At 70.7% G+C, this 25,106-nt stretch carries 22 protein-coding genes and 1 tRNA gene; 14 read left to right on the top strand and 9 right to left on the bottom strand.

Annotated features, from left to right (window positions below; all coding sequences use genetic code 11):
* Positions 1 to 132: 132 nt before the first annotated feature.
* Positions 133 to 312 carry a hypothetical protein gene (locus ACZ3ZD_RS26880; RefSeq protein ID WP_078629584.1) on the top strand — a complete coding sequence of 60 codons (180 nt, stop codon included), beginning with the start codon at positions 133 to 135 and terminating at the stop codon, positions 310 to 312.
* A gap of 12 nt (positions 313 to 324) precedes the next feature.
* Here ACZ3ZD_RS26880 and ACZ3ZD_RS26875 read toward each other — a convergent pair whose 3' ends face one another.
* The 3 genes from ACZ3ZD_RS26875 to nth are packed head-to-tail and all read right to left on the bottom strand — an operon-like array spanning position 325 to position 3,278.
* Positions 325 to 1,524 (bottom strand): MarP family serine protease, encoded by a 1,200-nt coding sequence (locus ACZ3ZD_RS26875; protein ID WP_467402271.1) that lies wholly within the window; start codon positions 1,522 to 1,524, stop codon positions 325 to 327.
* Positions 1,525 to 1,537: 13 nt separating this feature from the next.
* Positions 1,538 to 2,233, bottom strand: coding sequence for an NUDIX hydrolase (locus tag ACZ3ZD_RS26870; RefSeq protein ID WP_467402267.1), 696 nt, complete (start codon positions 2,231 to 2,233; stop codon positions 1,538 to 1,540).
* Positions 2,234 to 2,288: 55 nt separating this feature from the next.
* On the bottom strand, positions 2,289 to 3,278 hold the full coding sequence (nth, locus tag ACZ3ZD_RS26865) for an endonuclease III (protein ID WP_467402265.1): 990 nt from the start codon (positions 3,276 to 3,278) through the stop codon (positions 2,289 to 2,291).
* A 275-nt stretch (positions 3,279 to 3,553) separates the two neighbouring features.
* Here nth and ACZ3ZD_RS26860 point away from each other — a divergent pair, with 275 nt between their 5' ends.
* Both ACZ3ZD_RS26860 and ACZ3ZD_RS26855 read left to right on the top strand, forming a co-directional pair.
* Positions 3,554 to 4,228 (top strand): Crp/Fnr family transcriptional regulator, encoded by a 675-nt coding sequence (locus ACZ3ZD_RS26860; protein ID WP_014674022.1) that lies wholly within the window; start codon positions 3,554 to 3,556, stop codon positions 4,226 to 4,228.
* A gap of 152 nt (positions 4,229 to 4,380) precedes the next feature.
* Positions 4,381 to 5,202 carry a nucleotidyltransferase domain-containing protein gene (locus ACZ3ZD_RS26855; protein ID WP_467402260.1) on the top strand — a complete coding sequence of 274 codons (822 nt, stop codon included), beginning with the start codon at positions 4,381 to 4,383 and terminating at the stop codon, positions 5,200 to 5,202.
* On the opposite strand, the gene ACZ3ZD_RS26850 is transcribed toward ACZ3ZD_RS26855, so the two are convergent.
* The 4 genes from ACZ3ZD_RS26850 to ACZ3ZD_RS26835 all read right to left on the bottom strand — a co-directional run bounded on the left by ACZ3ZD_RS26850 (position 5,199) and on the right by ACZ3ZD_RS26835 (position 7,759).
* The gene (locus ACZ3ZD_RS26850; RefSeq protein WP_467402257.1) at positions 5,199 to 6,029 is read right to left on the bottom strand and encodes an MBL fold metallo-hydrolase; all 831 of its coding nucleotides are present in this window, start codon (positions 6,027 to 6,029) and stop codon (positions 5,199 to 5,201) included. The genes ACZ3ZD_RS26855 and ACZ3ZD_RS26850 overlap by 4 nt on opposite strands.
* Positions 6,026 to 7,060: an NUDIX hydrolase gene (locus ACZ3ZD_RS26845; protein ID WP_467402252.1), complete on the bottom strand. Its 1,035-nt coding sequence runs from the start codon at positions 7,058 to 7,060 to the stop codon at positions 6,026 to 6,028. Before ACZ3ZD_RS26845 ends, ACZ3ZD_RS26850 begins: the two co-directional genes overlap by 4 nt.
* Positions 7,061 to 7,127: 67 nt before the next feature.
* Complete coding sequence (locus ACZ3ZD_RS26840; protein WP_467402250.1) at positions 7,128 to 7,592, bottom strand: RidA family protein; 465 nt, start codon at positions 7,590 to 7,592, stop codon at positions 7,128 to 7,130.
* The gene (locus ACZ3ZD_RS26835; RefSeq protein WP_467402246.1) at positions 7,589 to 7,759 is read right to left on the bottom strand and encodes a DUF4177 domain-containing protein; all 171 of its coding nucleotides are present in this window, start codon (positions 7,757 to 7,759) and stop codon (positions 7,589 to 7,591) included. Before ACZ3ZD_RS26835 ends, ACZ3ZD_RS26840 begins: the two co-directional genes overlap by 4 nt.
* Before the next feature lie 107 nt (positions 7,760 to 7,866).
* Here ACZ3ZD_RS26835 and bagA point away from each other — a divergent pair, with 107 nt between their 5' ends.
* Both bagA and bagB read left to right on the top strand, forming a co-directional pair.
* The gene (gene bagA, locus ACZ3ZD_RS26830; RefSeq protein WP_467402242.1) at positions 7,867 to 8,844 is read left to right on the top strand and encodes an ATPase BagA; all 978 of its coding nucleotides are present in this window, start codon (positions 7,867 to 7,869) and stop codon (positions 8,842 to 8,844) included.
* Positions 8,841 to 10,175 carry an ATPase BagB gene (gene bagB / locus ACZ3ZD_RS26825; protein ID WP_467402240.1) on the top strand — a complete coding sequence of 445 codons (1,335 nt, stop codon included), beginning with the start codon at positions 8,841 to 8,843 and terminating at the stop codon, positions 10,173 to 10,175. The genes bagA and bagB overlap by 4 nt, the downstream gene beginning before the upstream one ends.
* 270 nt (positions 10,176 to 10,445) lie before the next feature.
* Here the strand turns inward: bagB and wblA are convergent, their stop codons facing one another.
* Entirely contained in the window at positions 10,446 to 10,784 is a 339-nt protein-coding gene (gene wblA, locus ACZ3ZD_RS26820) for a transcriptional regulator WblA (RefSeq protein WP_362111877.1), read from the bottom strand.
* A 497-nt stretch (positions 10,785 to 11,281) separates the two neighbouring features.
* Between wblA and ACZ3ZD_RS26815 the strand changes: the two genes are divergently transcribed.
* Entirely contained in the window at positions 11,282 to 13,648 is a 2,367-nt protein-coding gene (locus ACZ3ZD_RS26815) for a transglycosylase domain-containing protein (RefSeq protein WP_467402234.1), read from the top strand.
* A gap of 208 nt (positions 13,649 to 13,856) precedes the next feature.
* On the opposite strand, the gene ACZ3ZD_RS26810 is transcribed toward ACZ3ZD_RS26815, so the two are convergent.
* Complete coding sequence (locus ACZ3ZD_RS26810; protein WP_467402231.1) at positions 13,857 to 14,324, bottom strand: GatB/YqeY domain-containing protein; 468 nt, start codon at positions 14,322 to 14,324, stop codon at positions 13,857 to 13,859.
* Between the two features lie 94 nt (positions 14,325 to 14,418).
* On the opposite strand from ACZ3ZD_RS26810, the gene ACZ3ZD_RS26805 reads away from it, so the two are divergent.
* The 8 genes from ACZ3ZD_RS26805 to ACZ3ZD_RS26770 all read left to right on the top strand — a co-directional run bounded on the left by ACZ3ZD_RS26805 (position 14,419) and on the right by ACZ3ZD_RS26770 (position 25,102).
* On the top strand, positions 14,419 to 15,345 hold the full coding sequence (locus ACZ3ZD_RS26805) for a metallophosphoesterase (RefSeq protein WP_467402228.1): 927 nt from the start codon (positions 14,419 to 14,421) through the stop codon (positions 15,343 to 15,345).
* Positions 15,346 to 15,528: 183 nt separating this feature from the next.
* Positions 15,529 to 16,287 carry a Pr6Pr family membrane protein gene (locus ACZ3ZD_RS26800; protein ID WP_467402226.1) on the top strand — a complete coding sequence of 253 codons (759 nt, stop codon included), beginning with the start codon at positions 15,529 to 15,531 and terminating at the stop codon, positions 16,285 to 16,287.
* A gap of 66 nt (positions 16,288 to 16,353) precedes the next feature.
* A tRNA-Pro gene (locus tag ACZ3ZD_RS26795) sits at positions 16,354 to 16,427 on the top strand.
* 415 nt (positions 16,428 to 16,842) lie between these two features.
* Complete coding sequence (locus ACZ3ZD_RS26790) at positions 16,843 to 18,216, top strand: S28 family serine protease (protein WP_467402223.1); 1,374 nt, start codon at positions 16,843 to 16,845, stop codon at positions 18,214 to 18,216.
* Between the two features lie 165 nt (positions 18,217 to 18,381).
* Complete coding sequence (locus tag ACZ3ZD_RS26785; protein ID WP_392072104.1) at positions 18,382 to 18,567, top strand: hypothetical protein; 186 nt, start codon at positions 18,382 to 18,384, stop codon at positions 18,565 to 18,567.
* A 199-nt stretch (positions 18,568 to 18,766) separates the two neighbouring features.
* On the top strand, positions 18,767 to 20,044 hold the full coding sequence (locus tag ACZ3ZD_RS26780; protein ID WP_467402220.1) for a lanthionine synthetase C family protein: 1,278 nt from the start codon (positions 18,767 to 18,769) through the stop codon (positions 20,042 to 20,044).
* Positions 20,045 to 20,066: 22 nt separating this feature from the next.
* On the top strand, positions 20,067 to 23,258 hold the full coding sequence (locus tag ACZ3ZD_RS26775) for a lantibiotic dehydratase (protein WP_467402217.1): 3,192 nt from the start codon (positions 20,067 to 20,069) through the stop codon (positions 23,256 to 23,258).
* The gene (locus ACZ3ZD_RS26770; protein WP_467402215.1) at positions 23,255 to 25,102 is read left to right on the top strand and encodes an ABC transporter ATP-binding protein; all 1,848 of its coding nucleotides are present in this window, start codon (positions 23,255 to 23,257) and stop codon (positions 25,100 to 25,102) included. Before ACZ3ZD_RS26775 ends, ACZ3ZD_RS26770 begins: the two co-directional genes overlap by 4 nt.
* The last annotated feature ends 4 nt before the right edge of the window (positions 25,103 to 25,106 follow it).

Here is a 25,106-nt window from a genome sequence, read left to right as displayed (position 1 = left end):
GGTGCCGATCCGGTGCACGGAGTATCCGGTTCCTGAACACTTGTCCCCCGAACGGCCACATGCCCGCCGCATAGGCCAATTGGGGGGCGCGCGGGCGGTTATCGACCTTGGGGCGGGGGCACACGTCGGGGTATGGGCTGGACGCACGACTACAGTGACGCACCCCGCAACCGCCGCTCGGCCACGGGCCTGAGCACGCCTCAGAGAGGCACCCCGCAACTCGCGGAAGCGGACCTGAGGGTGGGGATCCCGCGCATCCTGCGCCGCCGGGCCCGCTGGGTCTCGGTGCGCCTGCGGCACCCTCGGGGCTGAGCGCCACCGCGCCTACAGCGCGCAGCTGTCGGTACCCACCTGTTCGTTCGCCCTGCGGCCCCGGTCCACGTCGGGCTGGATCTCGTCCGCCGTGAGGGCGTAGCCGGTGTCCGGGTCGTCGAGGGACTTGGCGAACACCACGCCGTACACCTTGCCGTCCGGGGTGAGCAGGGGGCCGCCGGAGTTGCCCTGGCGGACGGTGGCGTACAGGGAGTAGACATCGCGGCGGACCGTACCGCGGTGGTAGATGTCCGGGCCGTTGGCCGTGATGCGCCCGCGCACGCGCGCGGCACGCACGTCGTACGAGCCGTTCTCGGGGTAGCCCGCGACGATCGCACCGTCACCGCCGGCCGCGTCCTGGCCGGTGAACCGCAGCGACCTGGCCTTCAGGTCCGGCACGTCGAGTACCGCGATGTCGCGCTTCCAGTCATAGAGCACGACCTTCGCGTCGTACTTGCGGCCCTCGCCGCCGATCTGCACGCGCGGGGCGTCCACGCCGCCGACGACGTGCGCGTTGGTCATCACGCGGCGGTCGGCGAAGACGAAGCCGGTGCCCTCCAGGACCTTCCCGCAGCTCTGGGCGGTGCCGGTGACCTTGACGATGGAGCGCTGGGCGCGGAAGGCCACCGAACTGTCGGCGAGGGCCGGGTCGGGCGGCTGCACGTCCTTGATCGGCTCGTTGGAGAACGGGCTGAAGACCTGCGGGAAGCCGTTCTGCGCGAGGACGGCGGAGAAGTCCGCGAACCAGGTGCCGGCCTGCACGGGCAGCGCCCGGGAGACGCCGAGGAGCACCTTGGAGCCGCGGACCTCCTTGCCCAGCGTGGGCAACGCCGTGCCGGCCAGGGCGGAGCCGATCAGCCAGGCGACCAGGAGCATCGCGACGACGTTGACCAGCGCGCCGCCGGTGGCGTCCAGGGCGCGGGCCGGGGACCAGGTGATGTACCGGCGCAGTTTGTTGCCGAGGTGGGTGGTCAGGGCCTGGCCGATGGAGGCGCAGACGATGACCACGACGACGGCCACCACGGCCGCGGTGGTGCCGACCTCCGCCTTGCCGGTCACGGCGTCCCAGACGACGGGCAGCGTGTACACGGCGACGAGACCGCCGCCCAGGAAGCCGATCACCGACAGGATGCCGACGACGAAGCCCTGGCGGTACCCCACCACCGCGAACCACACGGCCGCGACCAGCAACAGGATGTCCAGCACGTTCACGTACGACACCCTGTCATGCGTGCCAGTCGAGCGGGACCTGCTTCCCGCGGTCCCAGGGGCGCTCCCAGCCCGCGTAGTGCAACAGGCGGTCGATCACTCCGGCGGTGAAACCCCACACCAGCGCCGATTCGACCAGGAATGCCGGACCTCTGTGGCCTCTGGGGTGGACGGCGGTGGCGCGGTTGGCGGGGTCCGTGAGATCCGCCACGGGCACCGTGAAGACCCGCGCCGTCTCGTTCGGGTCGACCACGCCGACCGGGCTGGGCTCGCGCCACCAGCCGAGCACGGGCGTGACGACGAAGCTGCTGACCGGGATGTACAGCCTCGGCAGCACGCCGAAGAGCTGCACGCCGGACGGGTCGAGCCCGGTCTCCTCCTCCGCCTCGCGCAGCGCGGCCCGCAACGGCCCCTCGCCCTGCGGATCGCCGTCCCCCGGGTCCAGGGCGCCGCCCGGGAAGGACGGCTGGCCGGCATGCGAGCGCAGCGAGCCCGCGCGCTCCATGAGCAGCAGCTCCGGGCCGCGCTCGCCCGCGCCGAACAGGATCAGCACGGCCGACTGGCGTCCCGAGCCGTTCTCCGGCGGCAGGAAGCTGCTCAGCTGGCGCGGCTGGATCGTCTCGGCGGCGCGCACGACGGGCTCCAGCCAGTCCGGCAGCCCTTCCCTGCTGAGCGTCAACGGACCGTCCTGTGTGTCGCTTGCCCTCGTCATCGCCACCCCCGTCGCTCTGCCCTCTCCAACGCCCGGGGCCCCCGGGATCGTTCCGTCACGCGGCACCCAGGGGCGGGGCGGGTTTGCCGCCCGCGTCGAGGTAGGCCTGCGGGGGCTTGAGCCGCTGCCCGGGGAAGCCGCCCTTCTCGTACTTCAGGAGTTTCCGGGCCTTCTCCGGGTCGGTCTCGCCCTCGCCGTAGGCCGGGCAGAGCGGGGCGATGGGGCAGGCGCCGCAGGCGGGCTTGCGGGCGTGGCAGATGCGGCGGCCGTGCCAGATCACGTGGTGGGACAGGTCGGTCCAGTCGCTCTTCGGGAAGAGCGCGCCGACGGCGGCCTCGATCCTGTCGGGGTCGGTCTCCTCGGTCCACTGCCAGCGCCGGACCAGCCGCTGGAAGTGGGTGTCCACGGTGATCCCGGGCCGCCCGAAGGCGTTGCCGAGGACGACGAAGGCGGTCTTGCGGCCGACGCCGGGCAGTGTGACCAGGTCCTCCAGCTTTCCGGGCACCTCGCCGCCGAAGTTCTCGACGAGCGCCTTGGAGAGCCCTATGACCGACTTGGTCTTGGCCCGGAAGAAGCCGCAGGGGCGCAGGATCTCCTCGACCTCCTCCGGGTTGGCCGCGGCGAGGTCCTCGGGGGTCGGGTACCTGGCGAAGAGCGCCGGGGTGGTCTGGTTGACGCGCAGGTCGGTGGTCTGGGCCGACAGCACGGTGGCGACCACCAGCTGGAAGGCGTTCTCGAAGTCCAGCTCGGGGTGGGCGTACGGGTACACCTCCGCCAGCTCGCGGTTGATGCGGCGGGCGCGGCGGACCAGCGCGGTGGGCGACTCGCCGGACGGCGGCCTGACGGCGATCTTCTTGACGGGCGCGGCGTTCTTGGCGGACGCGGGCTGCTTGGCGGGCGCGGACTGTTTGGCGGGCGCGGTCTTCCTGGCCGGCGCGGCCTTCTTGGCGGGCTTTTCGACGGGCGCGGCCTTCTTCACGACGGCGGGTACCTTTTTGGCCGATTTGCCTTTTTTATTACTTCCTCCGGGGCTCTGTTCGCCCACAGCGGAATCACGACGTGCAACCACCCGCCCAGCCCCCTTGTCCTGTGCTCTCACCGGCGTTTTGGACACCCGGCCAGCCTAAAGCCCGGCACCGACATCCGCCCCGGACCCCGCGCAGCGGCCCCCGATCGGACCCCTGACGCTTACCCCGGGACACCTGTGCGGCATCCTTGTGACAGATCACACTGTTTGGACCGTCCGGCAAAATGGGGAACACGGTCCCCTGGCACACCGGGGGAAAGATCCCCTGAGCAGGTCGACAAGGGAGAGAACTCGTGGACGACGTTCTGCGGCGCAACCCGCTCTTCGCGGCGCTCGACGACGAGCAGGCCGCGGAGCTTCGCGCCTCCATGAGTGAGGTGACCCTCGCGCGCGGTGACTCACTGTTCCACGAGGGCGACCCCGGGGACCGGCTGTACGTCGTCACCGAGGGCAAGGTCAAGCTGCACCGCACCTCCCCCGACGGCCGCGAGAACATGCTCGCCGTCGTCGGCCCCGGCGAGCTGATCGGCGAGCTGTCGCTGTTCGACCCGGGCCCCCGCACGGCCACCGCGACCGCGCTGACCGAGGTGAAGCTGCTCGGCCTCGGCCACGGCGACCTCCAGCCCTGGCTGAACGCCCGCCCCGAGGTGGCCGGCGCCCTGCTGCGGGCCGTCGCCCGCCGCCTGCGCAAGACCAACGACGCCATGTCCGACCTGGTCTTCTCGGACGTCCCCGGCCGCGTGGCACGCGCCCTGCTGGACCTCTCCCGCCGCTTCGGCGTGCAGTCCGAGGAGGGCATCCACGTCGTCCACGACCTCACCCAGGAGGAGCTGGCCCAGCTGGTCGGCGCCTCCCGCGAGACCGTGAACAAGGCGCTGGCGGACTTCGCCCAGCGCGGGTGGCTCCGCCTGGAGGCGCGGGCCGTGATCCTGCTCGACGTGGAACGGCTCGCGAAGCGTTCACGCTGACGCCGGTCCCGCCGTACGACCCGGGGGCCCGCTTCCGGGGAGACCGTTTCCCGGAAGCCGCCCTCCGACGTCAGAGCCGCCGGCCCGCCCGCCCGCTCGCCCCGCGTCGAAAGTCGGCTGCCCCGGGCCGTCGCGGGCGGCACAGTGGGCCCATGACCGCGCTTCCCGCCCTTAGGGGCCTCGACGACCAGGGCCGGCTGGCCCGCGAGGGCTCCCTCGCGCGCGTGCAGCCCGCCTTCCGACCGGTCGTGGCCGCCGTCCGCGACCGGCTGCCGGACGTCTTCGGCGCGCGCCTGCACAGCGCCTACCTCTACGGGTCGATCCCGCGCGGCACCGCGCGCGTGGGGCGCAGCGACCTGGACCTGCTGGTCGCCCTGCGCGAGGAACCGGCCGACGCCGACCGGGCGGCCGTACGGGCCCTCGGTGAGGCGCTCGACCAGGAGTTCCCGCAGATCGACGGCGTCGGCACACTGCTCTACGGCCGGGAGCGGCTGCTGAGCGACCCGGAGCGGTACGACCTGGGCTGGTTCGTCGCCTGCCTGTGCACGCCGCTGCTAGGCGACGACCTGGCCGCCCACCTGCCCCGCTACCGCCCCGACTCCCTGCTGGCCCGCGAGACCAACGGCGACCTCGCGCGGTGGCTGCCGCACTGGCGGGAGCGGATCGCGGGGGCGCAGGACACCGAGGAGGGCCGCCGGCCGCTCGTCCGGTTCATGTCCCGCCACCTCGTCCGCACCGCCTTCACGCTCGTCATGCCCCGCTGGCGGGGCTGGACCAGCGACCTGCGGGAGATGGCCGAGGTGTTCGGCGCCTACTACCCGGAGCGGGCCGCGACGCTGCGCGGGGCGGCCGAGTACGGCTACGAGCCCGTCGGCGACCCGGAGGTGCTGCGGTCGTACGTCGACGAGCTGGGCCCCTGGCTCGCCGCCGAGTACGCGCGCGTGCACGACGTCAAGGCACCCCGCCCGGCCTAGATCAGCCCGTGCTCGCTCAGGTAGTCCATCTGCGCGCGGACCGACAGTTCCGCCGCCGGCCACAGCGAGCGGTCCACGTCGGCGTACACGTGAGCGACGACCTGGGCCGCCGTGCGATAGCCGTTCTCGACCGCGGTCTCCACCTGGGCGAGCCGGTGGGCGCGGTGGGCGAGGTAGAACTCGACGGCGCCCTGCGCGTCGTCCAGGACCGGCCCGTGGCCGGGCAGGACGGTGTGCACGCCGTCGTCCACCGTCAGGGACCTGAGCCGTCGCAGCGTGTCCAGGTAGTCGCCGAGCCGGCCGTCGGGGTGTGCCACGACCGTCGTACCGCGCCCGAGGACGGTGTCGCCGGTCAGCACCGCCCGGTCGGCCGGGAGGTGGAAGGACAGCGAGTCCGCGGTGTGCCCGGGCGTCGGTACGACCCTCAGCTCCAGGCCGCCGACGCTGATCACGTCCCCGGCGGCCAGGCCCTCGTCGCCGAGACGCAGCGCCGGATCGAGGGCACGCACGCGCGTGGCGGTCAGCTCGGCGAACCGGGCGGCGCCCTCGGCGTGGTCGGGGTGGCCGTGGGTGAGCAGGGTCAGGGCTATGCGCTTGCCGGCCTTCTCCGCCGTGTCCACGACGTTGCGCAGATGGCCGTCGTCCAGCGGGCCGGGGTCGATCACCACGGCCAGCTCGGAGTCGGGCTCGGCGACGATCCAGGTGTTGGTGCCGTCCAGGGTCATCGCGGAGGCGTTCGGCGCGAGGACGTTGACCGCGCGCGCGGTGGCCGGGCCCGAGGAGACACCGCCCCGGGGCTGGCCCGGCAGAGCGCTTGCGTCGGTCATACGAGGCCTCCACCGGTGGTCTCAGCGGGCGTCGGGGCGGGCCTGGGGGCTTTCGCAGCGGACGTGCGGGCCTCCGGGGCCTTCGGAGCGGACGCGGGGGCCGGCTCGGAAGGCCCCGGAGCGGGCGTAGAGGCCGGCTGCGAGGCCTCCGGAGCGGGCGTGGGGGCCGGCTCCGGGGCGGTCGGGACGTGCTTGGTGAACTCGTCGTGCCCCGGCCAGGACAGGACGAGCTCGCCGTCCTCGAGGCGGGCCCGGGCCAGCACCGGGGTCATGTCGCGTGCGGGCGCGCCGGCCAGCGCCTCGGCGGCACTGCCGTAGGGCACCAGCTGGCGCAGCGTGGCGATGGTGGGCGGCATCATCAGCAGCTCGCCCTCGTCGTACCCGGCGGCGGCCTCCTCGGGGCGGATCCACACCGCGCGGTCGGCCTCCGTGGAGGCGTTCCGGGTGCGCTGCCCCTCGGGGAGGGCGGCCACGAAGAACCAGGTGTCGTAGCGGCGGGCCTCGAACTCCGGGGTGATCCAGCGGGTCCAGGCGCCCAGCAGGTCCGAGCGCAGGACCAGGCCGCGTCGGTCGAGGAACTCGGCGAAGGACAGCTCGCGCGCGACCAGGTCGGCGCGGTCGGCCTCCCAGTCGTCGCCGGTGGTGTCGCCGACGACCGAGTCCGGGTCGGGCCCGGCGAGCAGGACGCCGGCCTCCTCGTAGGTCTCCCGGACGGCGGCGCAGGCGATCGCCTGGGCGCCCGCCTCGTCGACGCCGAGCCGCTCGGCCCACCACGCGCGCGGGGGGCCGGCCCAGCGGATCCGGCGGTCGTCGTCACGCGGGTCGACACCACCCCCGGGATACGCGTACGCGCCTCCGGCGAAGGCCATGGAGGCGCGTCTGCGCAGCATGTGGACGACCGGTCCGGCCGGGGTGTCCTTCAGCAGCAGCACCGTGGCCGCGCGCCTGGGGGTCACCGGGGTGAGGGTGCCTGCCGCGAGCGCGCGGATGCGGTCGGGCCACTCCGGGGGATACCACTGACCGTTCGCCATGGCCGGAGGCTATCCCCTGTAGGGCGAATGTTCGAGAGGTGCCCGAGGTCAGCGGGTCAGCGGCGGGTCAGTGAGCGAGTTCCACCTGGATCTCGACCTCGACCGGCGCGTCCAGCGGCAGCACCGCGACGCCGACCGCACTGCGGGCGTGCACGCCCTTGTCGCCCAGGACCTCGCCGAGCAGTTCGCTGGCACCGTTGACGACACCCGGCTGCCCGGTGAAGTCGGCGGCCGAGGCGACGAACCCGACGACCTTCACCACGCGCGCGATGCGGTCCAGGTCACCGGCGACGGACTTCACGGCGGCCAGGGCGTTCAGCGCGCAGGTGCGGGCCAGCTCCTTGGCCTCCTCCGGCGTGACCTCGGCGCCCACCTTGCCGGTGACCGGCAGCCGGCCCTCCACCATCGGCAGCTGGCCGGAGGTGTAGACGTACGCGCCGGACCGCACGGCCGGCTGGTACGCGGCCAGCGGCGGTACGACGTCCGGCAGGCTCAGGCCCAGTTCGGCCAGCTTGTTCTCGACCGCGCTCACGCCGCCTTCTCCTGCTTCTCGCGCTTGAGGTAGGCCACGAGCGACTCCGGGTTCGGACCCGGGACGACCTGCACGAGCTCGTAGCCCTGATCGCCCCAGCTGTCCAGGATCTGCTTGGTGGCGTGGATGAGCAGCGGCACGGTCTGGTATTCCCACTTCTTGGTCATGGGGGCGACTGTAGCCGCTGCGGCACGGGGGGCCGGCGGCCCACCACGGACCCCGTTATCCACAGCCTCCCGCGTGAGTGTCGGCAGGACTGGTTAGTCTCGAAGGTGTGAGCAGGCTCCAGGTCGTCAGCGGCAAGGGCGGGACCGGAAAGACGACGGTCGCCGCCGCACTCGCGCTGGCCCTCGCGACCGAGGGGAAGCGGACGCTTCTCGTGGAGGTCGAGGGCCGGCAGGGCATCGCGCAGCTCTTCGAGACGGAAGCGCTTCCCTACGAGGAGCGGAAGATCGCGGTCGCTCCGGGCGGAGGCGAGGTGTACGCCCTCGCGATCGACCCCGAACTGGCCCTTCTGGACTATCTCCAGATGTTCTACAAGCTCGGCGGTGCGGGCAGGGCCCTGAAGAAGCTCGGCGCGATCGACTTCGCCACCACCGTCGCCCCCGGGCTCAGAGACGTCCTGCTGACCGGCAAGGCGTGCGAGGCCGTGCGCCGCAAGGACAGGTCCGGACGGTTCGTATACGACTACGTCGTCATGGACGCCCCGCCGACCGGCCGCATCACCCGCTTCCTGAACGTCAACGACGAGGTGGCGGGCCTCGCGAAGATCGGCCCGATACACAATCAGGCGCAGGCCGTGATGCGGGTGCTGAAGTCGCCGGAGACGGCGGTGCACCTGGTGACGCTGCTGGAGGAGATGCCGGTCCAGGAGACCGCCGACGGCATCGCCGAACTCCGCGCGGCCCGGCTGCCGGTGGGCCGGGTCATCGTGAACATGGTCCGGCCGGAGGTGTTGGACGCGGCGGACCTGGAACTCGTACGGACCGTGGACCGTTCATCGGTTGCACAGGCGCTCTCGGCGGCCGGTCTGGGCGGGGCCCGGCGCGGTGGGAACGCCGAGAAGCTGGTGGACCCGCTGCTGACCCAGGCCGCGGAGTACGCCGAGCGGTACACGCTGGAGCAGGAGCAGCGCGCGGTCCTGGGCGAACTGGGCCTGCCGCTGCACGAACTGCCGCTGCTCGCCGAGGGCATGGACCTCGCGGGCCTGTACGAACTCGCCACCGAGCTGCGGAAGCAGGGGTTGTCATGAGTGCGGACCCGGCCGAGGCATCCGAGACGGCGGCGGGGCCCGAGCAGGGCCGCCGCCTCTCCCCCGCGCGCGTGCTGGACGTGGACCCGCTGCTGGACGACCCGAGGACGCGGATCGTGGTGTGCTGCGGCGCCGGCGGGGTCGGCAAGACGACGACCGCGGCGGCCCTCGGGCTCAGGGCGGCCGAGCGGGGCCGCAAGGTGGTCGTGCTGACCATCGACCCGGCCAGGCGGCTGGCCCAGTCGATGGGCATCGACTCCCTGGACAACGTGCCCCGCCGGGTGAAGGGCACCGAGGGCGACGGCGAGCTGCACGCCATGATGCTCGACATGAAGCGCACCTTCGACGAGGTCGTGGAGGCGCACGCGGACCCCGAGCGGGCCGCCGCGATCCTGGCGAACCCGTTCTACCAGTCGCTCTCGGCCGGCTTCGCGGGCACGCAGGAGTACATGGCGATGGAGAAGCTGGGCCAGCTGCGGGCCAGGGACGAGTGGGACCTGATCGTGGTCGACACCCCGCCCTCCCGCTCCGCGCTGGACTTCCTGGACGCGCCCAAGCGGCTCGGCTCCTTCCTGGACGGCCGGCTCATCCGCCTGCTGACCGCTCCGGCGAAGCTCGGCGGCCGCGCGGGGATGGCGTTCCTCAACGTCGGCATGTCGATGATGACCGGCACACTGGGCAAGCTGCTGGGTGGTCAGCTGCTGAAGGACGTCCAGACGTTCGTGGCAGCGATGGACACCACATTCGGCGGTTTCCGCACACGCGCGGACGCCACCTACAAGCTGCTCCAGGCGCCCGGTACGGCGTTCCTCGTGGTGGCGGCGCCGGAGCGGGACGCGCTGCGCGAGGCGGCGTACTTCGTGCAGCGGCTGGCCGCGGAGGACATGCCGCTGATGGGTCTGGTGCTCAACCGGGTCCACGGCAGCGGCGCCGGCCGGCTGTCGGCCGAGCGGGCGCTCGCCGCCGCGGAAAATCTTGAGGACCCCCGCATTGTCGATCAGGGGGGCGGGAAAGCTGGACTTCGTAACTCTCCCGACACGTACGGCAGTTCACAATCTCCCGCACCCGAGGCCGCAGTCACCGCTTCCGAGGAAGGCTCCCCCGCCGACACGGAACGCTCCGTCGACCAGCTCACCGCGGGTCTGCTCAGGCTGCACGCCGACCGCATGCAGCTGCTCTCACGCGAGCAGCGCACGCGGGACCGTTTCACCGCCCGCCACCCCGAGGTGGCGGTGGTCGAGGTACCCGCACTGCCCGGCGACGTCCACGACCTCGCGGGCCTGCGCGACATCGGGCACCGGCTGGCGGCCGGGGGGCCGGAGGAGCCGTAGACCGCGGGCGGCGGCGAGTGGGACGGTGTGGTGAGCACTGCGGCTGCGAGCGGCCGGTCGCCGGCGCCCCGCGCGGTACACGCGGGCGGCAGGCGACGAGGGCCGGGGGTGCGGCATGTGGCACGTGGTGGAGGTGACTCCGCACACTGTGGCCGACGCAGACGCGTGGCATACGCATACACACACCGCACGCGTACGTGTACGAGGGGGGCGCGGCTTCCGTACGCAGTGGCCGCCGCTTTCGTGGGCAGGTGCCCGAGGAGGGTGTCCTCAGCTCACCGCCGCGTAGTGCTCGTACACCTCGTCGCTGTCGAGGGGCACGATCCCGGCGCCCCGCTCGTACTCCGAGCGGGCGGTTTCCAGCAGTCTGCGCCACGAGGTGACGGTGGGCCGACGGCGCAGCAGCGCGCGGCGCTCCCGCTCCGTCATGCCTCCCCACACGCCGAACTCGACGCGGTTGTCCAGCGCGTCCGCCAGGCACTCGGTGCGTACCGGACATCCGGTGCACACCGCCTTGGCTCTGTTCTGCGCTGCTCCCTGAACGAACAGTTCATCCGGATCGGTAGTGCGGCAGGCAGCCTGCGCACTCCAGTCGGTTACCCAGCCCATACCGGCGCCGTCCTCTCCCGAATCGAGGCTCCCCCACGGCGGCAGCGGCATATTCACCGCCGCCAGTTGAGGACGTTACGGAAGGTGGGGACAGCGCAACACCCCCTGCGGGCCCAATCTTGAATGGCCCGAACGGACTATGGGTAAGCGGCAGATCACCCGCGGGAGTGAGCTGGCGACATGCGTGATCATCCCGGCGAAACGGGACAGTCGTGGTACGTCGCACCGGGGCGTCAGGGCGACACACGCGGCGGAATCGGGCTCTTCCCGGGGGCGGCGGGACGCTCTCGTGCTCCCCGAGGATCTCCGGCTGCGTCCGGAACGATTCGGGGTCGCCGGACGTATGGCTAGTGACCGCACTGCTGTGACAGTTGAGAGCAGCTTAGGCCAAGGCCTGGGCGCGTGTCCGGCGAATGGGAACGCAGACGCCCCGCTTTGCCGTGCCGTGACGCGGTCGCTCCTTAGGAACGCTCAACAGTACGGATTAGGCTGCCCCCATGCCAAAGAAGCGCTCGGGCGGCGGTCTGTCGCCCATGCAGCAGGCCGCCAAGTTCCTCGGTGTCAGTGTGCTCGCCGGAGCCGTGATGGCCGGCATCGCGCTGCCCGCGGCCGGCGCGCTGGGCCTCGCGGCCAAGGGGTCGGTCAAGAGTTTCGACGAGATCCCGGCCAACCTGAAGAGCCCCCAGCTGAGCCAGCGCACCACGATCCTGGACGACCAGGGCAAACAGATCGCGACCGTCTACTCCCGCGACCGTACGGTGGTCGACCTCAAGGACATCTCGCCGTACATGCAGAAGGCGATCGTCGCGATCGAGGACTCGCGCTTCTACAAGCACGGTGCCGTCGACCTCAAGGGCGTCCTGCGCGCCCTGAACAAGAACGCGCGGGAGGGCGGCGTCGCCCAGGGCGCCTCCACGCTCACCCAGCAGCTGGTGAAGAACTACTTCATCGAGGAGGCCGGCGACGACCCGACCAAGGTCGCCGAGGCCACCCAGCAGACCCTGGGCCGCAAGATCCGCGAGCTGAAGTACGCGATCCAGATCGAGGACAAGCTCGGCAAGAAGAAGATCCTCGAGAACTACCTGAACATCACCTTCTTCGGCGAGCAGGCCTACGGTGTCGAGGCCGCCTCCCAGCGGTACTTCTCCAAGCACGCCAAGGACCTGAACCTGCAGGAATCGGCGCTGCTGGCCGGCATCGTCCAGTCCCCGAGCCGGTACGACCCGGTGAACGACGAGGCGGAGGCCACCAAGCGGCGCAACACCGTCCTGCAGCGCATGGCGGAGCTGGGCGACATCTCCCGCAAGGAGGCCGACCAGGCCCAGGAGAAGCCGCTCGGCCTGCACACCAGCCGCCCCAAGAACGGCTGCATCACCGCGGTGAAGGGCGCCGGCTTCTTCTGTGACTACGTCCGCCAGGTCGTCCTCACCGACCCGGTCTTCGGCAAGACCAGGGAGCAGCGGGCCAAGCTCTGGAACCAGGGCGGCCTGACGATCCGTACGACGCTCGACCCGCAGGCCCAGAAGTCCGCGCAGGCGTCCATCAAGGACCACGTCTACAAGAGCGACGCCGTGGCCACCGCCGCGACCATCGTCGAGCCCGGCACCGGCAAGATCCTCGCGATGGGCCAGTCCCGCCCGTACGGCGTCAACATCAAGAACGACGAGACGACGATCAACCTGTCCGTCAACTCGGACATGGGCGGCGGCGCCGGGTACCAGCCCGGTTCCACGTTCAAGCCGATCGTCGCCGCGGCGGCCGTGGAAGGCGGCAAACCCCCGACACAGGAGTACTCGTCGCCGTACGAGATGCCGTACCCGAGCCCGGTGTCCGCGTGCGACGGCAAGATGTGGCGCGACGACCCGAACAAGCCGTCCAAGCTGACCAACGAGAACGAGTCGGAGCACGGCCCGTACGGCATGAAGGAGGCGACCGCGAAGTCGGTCAACACCTACTACGTGCAGCTGATCAGCGACATCGGCATCTGCCCGGTGGTCGGCATGGCCAAGAAGATGGGCGTGCAGCGCGCGGACGGCCACGCGATCCAGCAGGCACCGTCCATCGCGCTCGGCACCCAGGAGGTCTCGCCGCTGACCATGGCGAACGCGTACGCCACCTTCGCCGCGCGCGGGATGTACTGCACGCCGGTCGCCATCGAGTCGATCACCCAGAAGGTCGGCAGCGACCAGAAGTCCCTCCAGGTGCCGAAGTCGACCTGCTCGCGGGCGATGTCGGAGAAGACCGCGGACACGGTCAGCACGCTCCTCAAGGGCGTGGTCGAGGACGGCACGGGCCAGGAGGCCGGCCTCGGCAGCCGCCCGAGCGCGGGCAAAACGGGTACGACGGACGAGCGCTTCGCGGCCTGGTTCGTCGGCTACACCCCGAACATGGCGGGCGCGGTGTGGGTCGGCGACCCGCAGCACAAGCGCAAGATGACCAACATCACCATCGGCGGCGTCCCGCACGACAAGGTCTACGGCGGTGAGGTCCCGGGCCCGATCTGGCGGGACATGATGAGCGGCGCCCTGGAGGGCAAGGCGGTGGAGGACTTCCACCTGGTCGATATCCCCGACGCCACCCACGAGGGTGATGATCAGGGAAAAGGACGAGGGGGGAGGGACGACGGCAACAACGGGGGCACGACGGGACACCTGATCGGCGGACTGATCGGCGGCCCGGCGGACGGGGGCACGCCGGGCACGGCCGCCACGGGTGACACCACCGCCGGCGCCCCCGGCGGCACCTTCCCGACGCCGACGTTCTCCCTCCCCGGGAACGTCATCCAGGGCCAGGGAAACGGCGGGGCCAACGGGAACGCGAACGGTAACGGGGGCGGGGCCGGGAACGGGGGCGGCTGGGGGTAGCGCGTCAGCGGTACGACGGCGGGGCCGCACCCTCTGCTGGGGGTGCGGCCCCGCGGTCGTGGCTGTGGCCGTGGTCGTGCTCGTGGTCGCAGGGGTCGGCTCGGCGGCCGTGGTCGTGGTCGTGGTCCCAGGGGTCGGCTCGGCGGGGAGCCGAACACCCCGGAGGGAGCCCCCCTCAGCCCCTTGTCCCCTCGACCCCTCAGTCCCCTCAGCCCTGAAGGAGCTTCTTCACCGCGGCGGCGACGCGGCCGCCCTCGGCCTGACCGGCCACCTTCGGGTTCACGATCTTCATGACGGCGCCCATGGCCCGCGGTCCCTCGGCGCCGGCCGCCTTGGCCTCCGCCACGGCCTGGGCGACGATCGCGGTCAGCTCCTCGTCGGACATCTGCTTGGGCAGGTACCCGGCGAGTACCTCGCCCTCCGCCTTCTCGCGCTCGGCCTGCTCGGCCCGGCCGCCCTGCGCGAAGGCCTCGGCCGCCTCGCGACGCTTCTTCGCCTCACGGGTGATCACCTTGAGGATCTCGTCGTCGGACAGCTCCCGCTTCTCCTTGCCCGCGACCTCCTCCTTGGTGATCGCGGTGAGCGTCAGCCGGAGCGTCGAGGAGCGGAGCTCGTCGCGCTCCTTGATCGCGGCGTTGAGGTCGTCCTGCAGCTTCGACTTGAGCGTGGTGGTCATGGCCCGATTGTCGCAGGTACACGGCCGCTCACGCCCGCGCATTTAACCGGGTGGCCGGTCCCTGCGTACCCAACGGGTCTGACACGATGGGCACATGCGCGCGCGATACGGAATCCCCCTTGGAATCGTGGCGGCCGGCGCCGCCGGCCTGGTGTATGCGGCGGGCTTCGAGGTCCGTTCGTTCCGGCTCCGACGGGTCACCGTCCCCGTCCTGCCCCCGGGCATGCGCCCGCTGCGTGTGCTGCAGGTCTCCGACATCCACATGGTGAGCGGCCAGCGCAAGAAGCAGCGCTGGCTGCAGTCGCTGGCCGGGCTGCGCCCCGACTTCGTGATCAACACGGGCGACAACCTGTCGGACCCCGAGGGCGTCCCCGAGGTCCTGGACGCGCTCGGCCCGCTGATGGAGTTCCCGGGCGCGTACGTTTTCGGCTCCAACGACTACTACGGCCCCAGGCTGCGCAACCCGGCCCGCTACCTGCTGGAGAAGACGAACGGCCGGCACGGTCTGAACGGCAACCCGCCGGTGGTCGGCGCGATCCACAACCCGTGGGAGGACCTGCGGGACGGCTTCGACGCGGCGGGCTGGCTGAACCTGACGAACACCCGGGGTGTCCTGAAGATCGAGGGCGCCTCGATCGAGCTGACCGGCGTGGACGACCCGCACATCAAGCGCGACCGCTACGCCCGGGTGGCCGGCGGACCGTCCGGCACGTACGACTTCTCGCTCGGCGTGGTCCACGCGCCGTACCTGCGGGTACTGGACGCGTTCACGGCGGACGCCTACCCCCTGGTCCTGGCCGGCCACACCCACGGCGGCCAGCTGTGCATCCCCTTCTACGGCGCCCTGGTCACCAACTGCGACCTGGACACCGACCGCGTGAAGGGCCTCTCCACCCACACGGCGGAGGGCCACACCTCCTACCTCCACGTCTCGGCGGGCTGCGGCACCAGCCGCTACACCCCGATCCGCTTCGCCTGCCCACCGGAGGCGACGCTGCTGACGCTGGTGGGGCGGGAGTAACGGACGCCTGGGGCGAAACTGGGCGGGTTTGCGGGGAGAGCCGGGGTGGCGCCGGGGGACCGGAATCGCCCCGGAGGGATCGGGAAGGGCCCGAACCCGGAGGTACCGGGAAGGGACTGCGCAGGTCACCCACCTGGACGCGTCCGCCTGGCCGCACCCCTCCCCCGCTCCTAGCGTGAGGGCATGACCGCCCCGATACCCAGGGACATCCCGGAGCTGCCCGCGATCCCGGGTCCGCCCCTGCTGCTGCCCGCCCCGGTCCCGGCCACGGCGGTGGTGGCGCCGGTCCGCCGCCCCCTGGCCGCCGGGTTCCGCCTCCTGACCGCCGTGGCGGCGGCGGCCGGCGTCGCCCTGGAACTCCTGCTGGGCCCTCCGCCCCGCGTCCTGAGCTACTTCAGCGTCCAGACCGGCGCCCTGCTTGCGGTGGTCATGTTCCTCTCGGCGAGACGTGCCTCGCAGGCCCGCCGCCCGCTCCCGTCGACGCTGACAGGCGCCACACTCCTGTACGCCCTGACCAGCGCCCTCGTCTACCACCTGCTCCTCGGCCACACGTCGCCCCCGTTCACGATGACGGGCGCGACGACGGCACCGGCACGCTGGCACGCCCAGTGGGCGGCCCTCCAGATCCTCCACACGCTGGTCCCGACGGCGGCCCTGCTGGACTGGCTCCTGCTCACCCCCGCGACCCGCCTGCACCTCCGCCAGACGGCGGCCTGGCTCCTCTACCCCCTGGCGTACCTGATCTTCTCCCTCACCAGGGCCGCCTTCCTCCCACCCACCAGCCCGTCCCGCTACCTCTATCCCTTCCTGGACGTGGCGACCCACGGCTACCGCGCCACCCTGGCCAACGCCCTCCTGCTGGGCCTCGCGATCTACACCCTGGCCGCCCTCCTGGTAGCCCTCGACCACACCCGCCCGACCCCGGTCCGCCGCCGCGCCTGAACCGGATTTCGTCCACGGCCCCCAGTGGGCTAAAGTAAACGACGTCGCCGCGACAAGCAGCGACATCGGGGTGTAGCGCAGCTTGGCAGCGCGCTTCGTTCGGGACGAAGAGGTCGTGGGTTCAAATCCCGCCACCCCGACAGTGAAATACCAGGTCAGGGGCCTGATCCGCATCGCGGGTCGGGCCCCTGAGTGGTTCCGGGGACCGATCTGGGAGCCATTTGGGAGCCGAGTTCGGGATCGGGCTCCCAGGCGGCTCCCACCACCGCCCACGCGGGGGCTATCGCCTGAGGCGCCAGGGGACACCACACTGCGGGCGGCGGAGCCCTTACGCGCGCTTCCCCCCACGCCATGAGCCAACCCGTCGGCCCACACGGCGACCGGGTCGGCGCGCTCGGATCTCCTTTCGGCGACAGCGTCCATTTCGGCCACCTGCGTCCATCAATTCCCTCCCGTCCTCCACGCACGTCCCGGAAATGAAGCAGGGTGGGGGCGGCTCATTTCGTAGAGTCGGACCCTCATTCCCGTCAGCGCACACCTCAGGGAAGGAAAGCTGTGACACACATCGGGACGAGAATCCGTCCGATATCCATGGTGGTCGGCTTATTACTGGCCGTGGTGCAGTTCGCCGTCGCCGTCCCGGCACCCGCCGCCGAGGCGGCTGCGACTGCCAGGGTGTCGTCAGACATCGCGCCCTTGCTTGCGAAGGTGCCCGGCTTGACGGTGAGGCAGCAACGGCCTCTGGACGGCGGCCGTCGGCAGTACCTGATGGACTTCCGGCAGTGGGTCGACCACCGGGACCACAGGAAGGGAACGTTCCAGCAGCGGCTGAACCTCATCCATCGCTCGCTCTCCGCGCCGACCGTCCTCTACTCAACAGGGTACGAACTCGATGAGAGCCAGCCGCTGAGCGAGCCAACCCGGCTACTGGCCGGTAACGAACTCAAGATCGAGCACCGGTTCTTCGGGCCCTCGACACCGCGCTCACGCGACTGGAGCACGCTCACCATCAGGCAGTCGGCGGACGACTACCACGCAGTGGTGTCGGCTCTGAAACGTGTGTACCAGGGCAGTTGGATCAGCACCGGGATGAGCAAGGGTGGCATGGCGTCCGTCTACTACCGCCGTTTCCACCCGAGGGACGTGGCCGGCACCGTCGCGTACGTCGCCCCCAATGACGTGGATGATGCCGACGACAGTGCCTATGACCGCTTCCTGGCCACGGTCGGGAAGCCGACCTGCCGGGCCGGTGTGGAGCGGGTGAGTCGCCAGTTGCTCCAGCACCGCGCCGAACTGGGGGCGCGGCTCGATGCCTGGGCGCACTCCCAGGGGCTCACCTTCTCCCGGACGTTCAGGACGACCGACCGGGCGGTGGAATACCTGGCTATGGAGTCGGTCTTCTCGTTCTGGATGCTCTGGGGGGACCGGCAGTGCGGTTTGGTGCCGGCACCGAGCGCCTCCGTCGACACTCTGTGGGGCTGGCTGAACTTCAGCCTCGACGGCCTCGACGGATACACCGACCAGCGGATCTCCGCGCACGTCGGCTACTACTACCAGGCGGCCACCCAACTCGGCAGCCCGTCACCGGCGTTCTCCTGGCTGGCGGACCTGCGCCGCTACCCCGACGTGTACCGGATCCGGAACTTCCTGCCTCCGGGGCTACGAGATCGGCCCTTTGACAGTGGCGCGATGCGCGATATCCAGAACTGGATCGACCGCCACGGCGAACGGCTGATGTTCGTCTACGGGCAGGAGGATCCCTGGGGCGCCGAGCGGTTCACCGTGGGTACCTGCACCCGGGACGCGGCGGAGTTCACCGTCCCAGGTGCGACGCATGGTACGGCATCCCTTGCCGCGCTGCCCGCGCCCGCATCGTCCAGGGCCAAGGCGATGCTGGATCGTTGGGCCGGTCGCACGGCTTCGCACTAACATGGTGCGGCATCTGCGGCCTATTGTCGAAAGCGGCATATGGCGAGTTTCTCAATTCCCTTTCCAGGCACGTTCTTCCGTTGATCCGGATACGCACGTCGGCTTAGCTTCCGGGTGTCCGGCAGCAGCATCGAACGTCCCTTTTTCTTGGAAAGGAACCGCACCATGTCTGCAACTGCACAGGCCGTCGCCGACCCCTTCGTGCTCGACGTCAAGGTGACCTCGCAGGGCGAGAGCGCGGCGGAACCGTGGCCGACGGCCACCTGCCTCGGCTGCACCACCAAGTGCCCCTCGGTCAAGGCCCACTGCACCCTCCTCAGCTGCGTGACGCAGTGCCCGATCGGCTGCTGAGGCACCTGTGAGGCGTGCCGGCCGCCCCTCCGGGGTGGCCGGCACGCCTGTGCTGACCTCCGGGACCAGGAACACGCACACCAGAGAACGGGTGGCCATGTTGTCGAACCATCTCAATTTCCCAAGTCGCCCTGACCCGTACGCCGCCGCTCACGCCCAGGCCGCCCTGATCGGGGAGCGTCTCTCCCAGGAGAAGCTGGTGGCGAACGCCGTGGAGCGAGCCGCCACACGCGCGAGGAACCCCTTCGAGTGGGGCGGAGCATCGCTCGGCAAGGGACACACAGGGGTGGCTCTGCTCCAACTCGCGCTGGCGAGGCATGCGGAAGCCGCGGAGCGCGTGGCCGACGCCGCCATCGCGACAGGCGGCGTGTCGTCCGAGGAGTGGCTCGCCCGGGCACAGGCCCAGCTGCACAGCGCGGTGGGCAGCACCCACACCCATCCACTCACCAACACCTCGGTCCTGCTGGGCAGTTCAGGACTGGCCTTGGCCGTCGAGGATTTCCAGCAGACCGACGACCGCTACGCGACGAGCGCCAGCCGACTCTGGCAGCAAGTGGCCGAACAAGTACGTGACCGCCCATGGCCGGTCCGCGAGAGCGGCTACGCGGCGACCGACTACGATGTGGTCTACGGGGCGGCCGGCGTGCTGGTGGCGCTGCTCTCCGCCCCGGAGGCCCTCTTTGGGCATCAGGACGCCGTCGACATCCTGGTGAGTTATCTCCTGAAGGTGGTCGGCCCCTCGGACGGGGAAGATCTGGCCTGCCGGATCCCGCCGGAGCTGTTCCCGCTCCCGGAGTACCGTGAACAGTATCCCTTTGGCTACTACAACACCGGGCTGTCGCACGGCATCCCCGGCGTGCTGTCGGCCCTCTCCGCCGCCTACCGCGCCGGGTACGACGGCCCCGGTGTCCGCTCCGCCCTGCGTCGGCTCGCGGACCGGCTGCTGGAATGGTCGACTCCGGACCGGCTCGGGCCCGACTGGCCCGCCGGGGTGCCGCTGACTGAGGCCGGCACGCCGAACCCGGTCGAGTCAGTGCCGACCCGTACCGCCTGGTGCTACGGCACTCCCGGCGTGGTGGTCGCGTTGCTACAGGCGGGTGCGGCGCTTGCTGATGCCGATCTGCGGTCCACCGCGATCACCGCCCACCGCGCGGCTATGGCCCGTGTCCGAGCTGTGCCCGAGTCGGTGTCCTCGCCGACGATCTGCCACGGCGTGGCGGGCCTGCTCTGCGTGGCCGCTTTCGTCGAGGAACAGACCGGCGACGCGGCGGCCCGGGACGACGTCCGGTGGCTGACCGAGCGACTGCTGACACACTGCGATTCGGCGCAGCCGCTGATCGTGCGGGACGAGGAGTCCACGGGGAACTTCGTGGACGATCCGAGCTTCCTGACCGGCGCGGCCGGCGTGGGTCTGAGCCTGCTGTCCGCGCGCGGCGGACGGCAGACGTGGTGGAACGGCCTGATGCTCCATGGCTGAGCAGCGGGGAAGGACAAGGACGGTGAAGCACAGCCTGTACGAGCCGACGGGATTCGCCCTGCTGAGGACACCGATGCAGAGCGTGGAGACCTTCGCGGAGCTGAGCGGCGGCCGGGACCGGATCCTGGAGATCGCGAGGCGCCCCGAGGTGCGGGAGGCCCTGCAGATCGCCAGCCCTGACCTGGTACGGGCACTGGACCGATACACGGCCGACCCGGCCGAACGCGGGCGACGAACAGAGCGGCTGCTGTCCAGCCTGGCTCGCTACATCGGCCGGATGAGCAGCCGGCCGACACCCTTCGGCGCGTTTGCGGGAGTGGCCCTGGTGCCGCTGGCCGACTCGACCACCGCGGTCCTCGCTCCCGCCGAGGCGGCCACCCAGACCCGCTCGGACATGCGATGGCTACTGGACCACCTCAGCGTCCTGGAGTCCGACCAGGAGCTGCTGGCCCGGTCGCGGCTGTTCTGGAACCCGCTGATCGCCGATCTGGACGACCGCTTCGTACTCCCCTACGCGGACGTATACGGCAAGAGCGACAGCCGTGCGATCACCATCGCCTCCACCCCGATGCTGCGCCGGATCGCGCAGCTGTGCGCGCGGCCCGTCCCGTTCGGTGAACTCGTCGAGACGCTGACCACCGAGACGGGCCCGCAGTACCGGGAGGCCGCACGCGGTTTCCTGCTGATGCTGCACGAGTCCCGCTACCTGCTGACCGATCTGCGGCCGCCGCACACCGAGTTCCGGCCCGAGGAACATCTGCACCGGCTGCTGGCCGAGCGCGCCGCACCCGGAAACGTTGACGCGTGGTCGGAACTGCGGGACCTCCTCGATCGCAGCGATCGAGCCATGGCCGGTGCCCGGTCCGCTCTGCTACGGCAGGCGGCGGACCGGCAGCGGGAGATTCACGAGGGTGAGGCGGCTGTTCCGTTCCACGTGGACACCCGACTCGGCGTGCGTGAGCCGGCCGTGCACCGGGCGATCGGGGCGGCTGCCGCCGAGGCGGTCGAGACGCTGATGCGGCTGGGCTGTCACCCCGTCCGGCAGCCGCACCTGGCCGAGTACCACGAGCGGTTCGTCGAGCGGTACGGCACCGACACCGAGGTGCCGTTACTGGAACTGCTCGACGCCCGTACCGGGCTGGGCGCCCCGGCGACGTACACCCGGCCCGCCCCGGAGCGCAGCCCGCGCGTCCCGTCGTACCCGGGCCGGCCCGAGACTCAGCAGCGCCACCTGTCCCGGCTCCTCGCCGACTGTCTGCGCGCGGGCAGCCGCACCCTCACCCTCTCCGACGAAGATCTGGCACGGCTGACGGTCTGGGAGCCGAGCGCCTCGGGCGAACCCCCACTGTCCGCCGTCGACCTGTTCTGCCAAGTGCAGGCAGCCTCCCCGGCGGCGCTGGACGCCGGGGAGTGGAAGCTCGTGGTGGCAGCCGACGGCGTCGCCTTCGGTGGCCGGTCACTGGGCCGTTTCGGCGGCGTCCTCGGCACAGAGGCAGTCGGTGAGCTTCGCCGGTACCTGGCCGACGCACAGGACCGGGACGGCGACGCGATACACGCCGAGGTGAACTACCATCCGGCCTTCGCCGTCGGAGCAAATGTGGCGGCCCACCCGGTCACGCGGGAGTACGAGATCCTCGTCAACGCACAGCCGACGATGGAGCCCGAGCGGCAGATCCCTCTCTCGGACATCGTCGTGGGCGCCACCCCGAAGCGGTTCTACCTGCGTTCGCTGCGCCTCGGCCGGGAGGTGGTCGCGCACCAGACGCACATGCTGGTCGGGACCAGCGCGCCGAACGCGGCCCGGTTCGTTCTTGAGGCATCCTGGGACGGCTTCGCACTACCGTCCGGCTTCCAGTGGCACGACCTGGACACCCTGCCGTTCCTGCCGCAGGTGTGCCGGGGCAGGGTGGTGCTCCGCCCGGCGCAGTGGAACCTCCGACCCGGTGAGCTGGTCGCCGGCCCGGACGACCAGGACAGCGAGCGCTTCGACGCGACCTTGGCGGGGCTGCGCGAGCGCTGGACCATCGACCGGTACGTGTATGTCGTCCAGCTGGACAACCGGCTGCTGGTGGACCTGGACAGCCCGCTGGGCAGGCGGCAACTGCACCGGGAGGCGCTGTCGGCGCTGCGCGACGGCTCGCCCGCCTTCCTGGAGCTGCACGAGATGCTGCCGACGATGGACGGTCTGTGGCTGCGGGACACGGACGGCAGACCCTACGTCAGCGAGTTGGTGGTGCCCGTCGTACTGAGCAAGGAGGCCGGCATTCCACCAGGGGCGCCGCGCACCCCCGAGGCCGCGCACCGGCGACTGGTGCAGTCCGGGGAGCGGGTCGGCCTGCGCAGCCCGCTGCGGCGGTTCCCGCCCGGTGGAGAGTGGACGTACCTGAAGGTCTACTGCGACGACGCGTCCCAGGACGACCTGATCACGGGCCCACTGGCCGAACTGGTCGCCGGGCTGCGGGAGCGGGCACTGATCGACCGCTGGTTCTACGTCCGGTATGTCGACCCCGAGGCCCATCTGCGGGTGCGCTTCCACGCGGCTGACGAGGACGCCCGGGAGGACGTGCTGCTGGAGGCGGTCCGCTCGGGGCACCAGCTGGTCGGCGCGGGAACCGCCCGGCACGTGCAACTCGACACCTATGAGCGGGAGATAGAACGCTACGGAGGCATCGAGGTGATCGCGGACGCCGAACGGCTCTTCACCGCGAACAGCGACCTGGCCATCGGTTTGCTGCGGGCCCGGACGGAGGACGGTCCACCCTCCGTGGAACACCTCATGGTCCACGCCCACCAGGCGCTGTACCAGGACTGGTACGACACACCGCCCGAGCGGTCGCCGCTGATGCCGGAACTGACCGCAGCCATGCGCGACGGCTTTCGGCGCGACCGGCGCTACCTCACCAACCTGCTGGCGCCCTGGGCGGCGCACCCGGACCCGCTCGCTGCGGCCCACCGCGAGGCGCTGGCGCCATTGTTCGACGTGCAGCGGGCGGTGGTGGCCGGGATGCGGCAGGCGGTGCGCCGGCATCACCCCGGGCAACGGGGTGCGGCGGTCGAGCAAGCCGTGCTGGTCAGCCTGACGCACATGCAGAGCAACCGACTGCTCGGCGTGGACCGGGAGAAGGAGGAGTATTGCTACGGGTTGTGGCGCCTCGCCCTGGACGCGATCCGGACCAGGCCCGCAGGCGTACCGGCCGGGATGGAGGCCCGATGAGCGGCACCGGAAGGGCAGCGGCCTCTTGGCCGCGTGTCCGCTCAGGCATGCGGGTGGTCGCGCTGTTCTGGCGCATCAGTCCGCGGACGGTCTGTGTGGTGCTCGGTCTCACGCTGATCACCGGACTGCTGCCGTCGCTGCAGATCAAGGTGACGCAGGCGGCGGTACAGAGCGTCGTCGACGCGATCCGCGTCGGTGGCGATACCACCCGTACAGCGCTGGTCAACGGTGGTCTGCTGGCCCTGCTCGCGGTCCTTGCGCACCTGTTCGGCACCTGGGAGCAGTACGCCCGGATGCTGCTCCAACTGCAGTTCACCTACCGGGTCAACGAACGGCTGATGAGCAAGGCGACCCGGCTGGATTTGGAGCAGTACGAGAACGCCGACACCTATGACGTCCTCCAGCGGGCCAACCGGGAGGGCGCGAGCCGTCCGTTCCAGATCTTCCAGGGGATCATCGAGGTCGGACAGAACACCGTCCAACTGGCGTCGGTGGCGGGCGTGCTGCTGTCCTGGAACACCTGGGTCGGCCTGCTCATTCTGGTGTCGCCCGCGCCGTCGATCGCGGCGTCTTTGATCTACGGGCGGCGCGGCTACACGGTGGAACGCGAGCGCACGTCGAAGCGCCGGATGATGCAGTACCTGCAGTACCTGACCACCACCGACCGGACTTTCAAAGAGGTCCGGCTGTTCAACCTGGGCGACGAACTGGTCGGCCGGTACCGCGCGCTGAGCGAGGAGTTCTACGGGACCGACCGGGTGCTGGCCAGGAAGCAGGCGTTCGCGGCGTTTCCGCTCGGCCTGGTCAGCGTCCTGGTCTCCTCCGGCGCACTGGTGTACGCGCTGGCGACCACAACGACGGCTGCGGCGGTGGGCCGGCTCGCCGCGTACACCCAGGCGATCAACTTGGTCCAGACGTCCGCGCACAGTGTGCTGTTCGGTATCGGTGAGCTGTACCGGAACGTGCTGTTCGTCGGCAACGTCTTCGAGTATCTTGACCTGCCCGAGTCCCGGATCAGCAGTGGCACCCGCAGGTTCCCGGCCAAGCTGGAACACGGGATCGAGTTCCGTGACGTCAGCTTCACCTATCCCGGGACGGGGCGTCCCGTGTTCTCCGGGCTGTCCTGCATGATCCCGGCCGGCCGTTGCACGGCTATCGTCGGGCACAACGGCGCCGGCAAGACCACGCTGGTCAAGCTCCTCGGCCGACTCTATGAGCCGACATCCGGGGAGATTCTGATCGACGGGGTGCCGATCCAGGAGTACGACCTGGCGGACCTGCGAGCCAACATCGGCGTCATTTTCCAGGACTTCGTCCAGTACGAGATGACCGCTGCGGAGAACATCGGCTTCGGGTCGATCACGAACCTGGCGGACAGAGAACGGATACGCCGGGCTGGCCGTGACAGTAGCGCCGACGCCTTCCTCAGCCGCCTGCCGGATGACTACGACTCCGTTCTGGGGAAGATGTTCGAGGGCGGTAGACAGTTGTCCGTCGGGCAGTGGCAAAAGGTGGCACTGGCTCGCGCGTTCATGCGCAGAGCGCCACTGGTGGTGCTCGACGAGCCAACCGCGTCGATCGACGCCGAGGCTGAGGCCGAGATCTTCGGAAAGCTCCAGGAGATCGCCGCCGACGCCACCGCCGTCCTGATCGCTCACCGGTTCTCCACCGTCCGGATGGCCGACGAGATCCTGGTTCTGGAGCAAGGGGCGCTGATCGAGCGGGGTAGCCACCGTGAGCTGATGCGGCTGAACGGGGCGTACGCGCGGCTCTTCACGCTCCAGGCCGCCGGCTACCTGGACGACGATTCGGTGGCCGATAACGAAGGTCGATCACCAACCTAAAAGT

The organism is Streptomyces sp. NPDC023481, from assembly GCF_055560195.1.
This window is presented reverse-complemented; position numbering and strand designations above follow the sequence as displayed.

Coding starts and splice junctions, on each gene's coding strand:
- ACZ3ZD_RS26880 (WP_078629584.1), top strand. CDS start 133: ATGGGCTGGACGCACGACTACAGTGACGCACCCCGCAACCGCCGCTCG.
- ACZ3ZD_RS26870 (WP_467402267.1), bottom strand. CDS start 2,233: ATGACGAGGGCAAGCGACACACAGGACGGTCCGTTGACGCTCAGCAGG.
- ACZ3ZD_RS26855 (WP_467402260.1), top strand. CDS start 4,381: ATGACCGCGCTTCCCGCCCTTAGGGGCCTCGACGACCAGGGCCGGCTG.
- ACZ3ZD_RS26850 (WP_467402257.1), bottom strand. CDS start 6,029: ATGACCGACGCAAGCGCTCTGCCGGGCCAGCCCCGGGGCGGTGTCTCC.
- ACZ3ZD_RS26845 (WP_467402252.1), bottom strand. CDS start 7,060: ATGGCGAACGGTCAGTGGTATCCCCCGGAGTGGCCCGACCGCATCCGC.
- ACZ3ZD_RS26835 (WP_467402246.1), bottom strand. CDS start 7,759: ATGACCAAGAAGTGGGAATACCAGACCGTGCCGCTGCTCATCCACGCC.
- bagB (WP_467402240.1), top strand. CDS start 8,841: ATGAGTGCGGACCCGGCCGAGGCATCCGAGACGGCGGCGGGGCCCGAG.
- wblA (WP_362111877.1), bottom strand. CDS start 10,784: ATGGGCTGGGTAACCGACTGGAGTGCGCAGGCTGCCTGCCGCACTACC.
- ACZ3ZD_RS26815 (WP_467402234.1), top strand. CDS start 11,282: ATGCCAAAGAAGCGCTCGGGCGGCGGTCTGTCGCCCATGCAGCAGGCC.
- ACZ3ZD_RS26810 (WP_467402231.1), bottom strand. CDS start 14,324: ATGACCACCACGCTCAAGTCGAAGCTGCAGGACGACCTCAACGCCGCG.
- ACZ3ZD_RS26805 (WP_467402228.1), top strand. CDS start 14,419: ATGCGCGCGCGATACGGAATCCCCCTTGGAATCGTGGCGGCCGGCGCC.
- ACZ3ZD_RS26800 (WP_467402226.1), top strand. CDS start 15,529: ATGACCGCCCCGATACCCAGGGACATCCCGGAGCTGCCCGCGATCCCG.
- ACZ3ZD_RS26785 (WP_392072104.1), top strand. CDS start 18,382: ATGTCTGCAACTGCACAGGCCGTCGCCGACCCCTTCGTGCTCGACGTC.
- ACZ3ZD_RS26770 (WP_467402215.1), top strand. CDS start 23,255: ATGAGCGGCACCGGAAGGGCAGCGGCCTCTTGGCCGCGTGTCCGCTCA.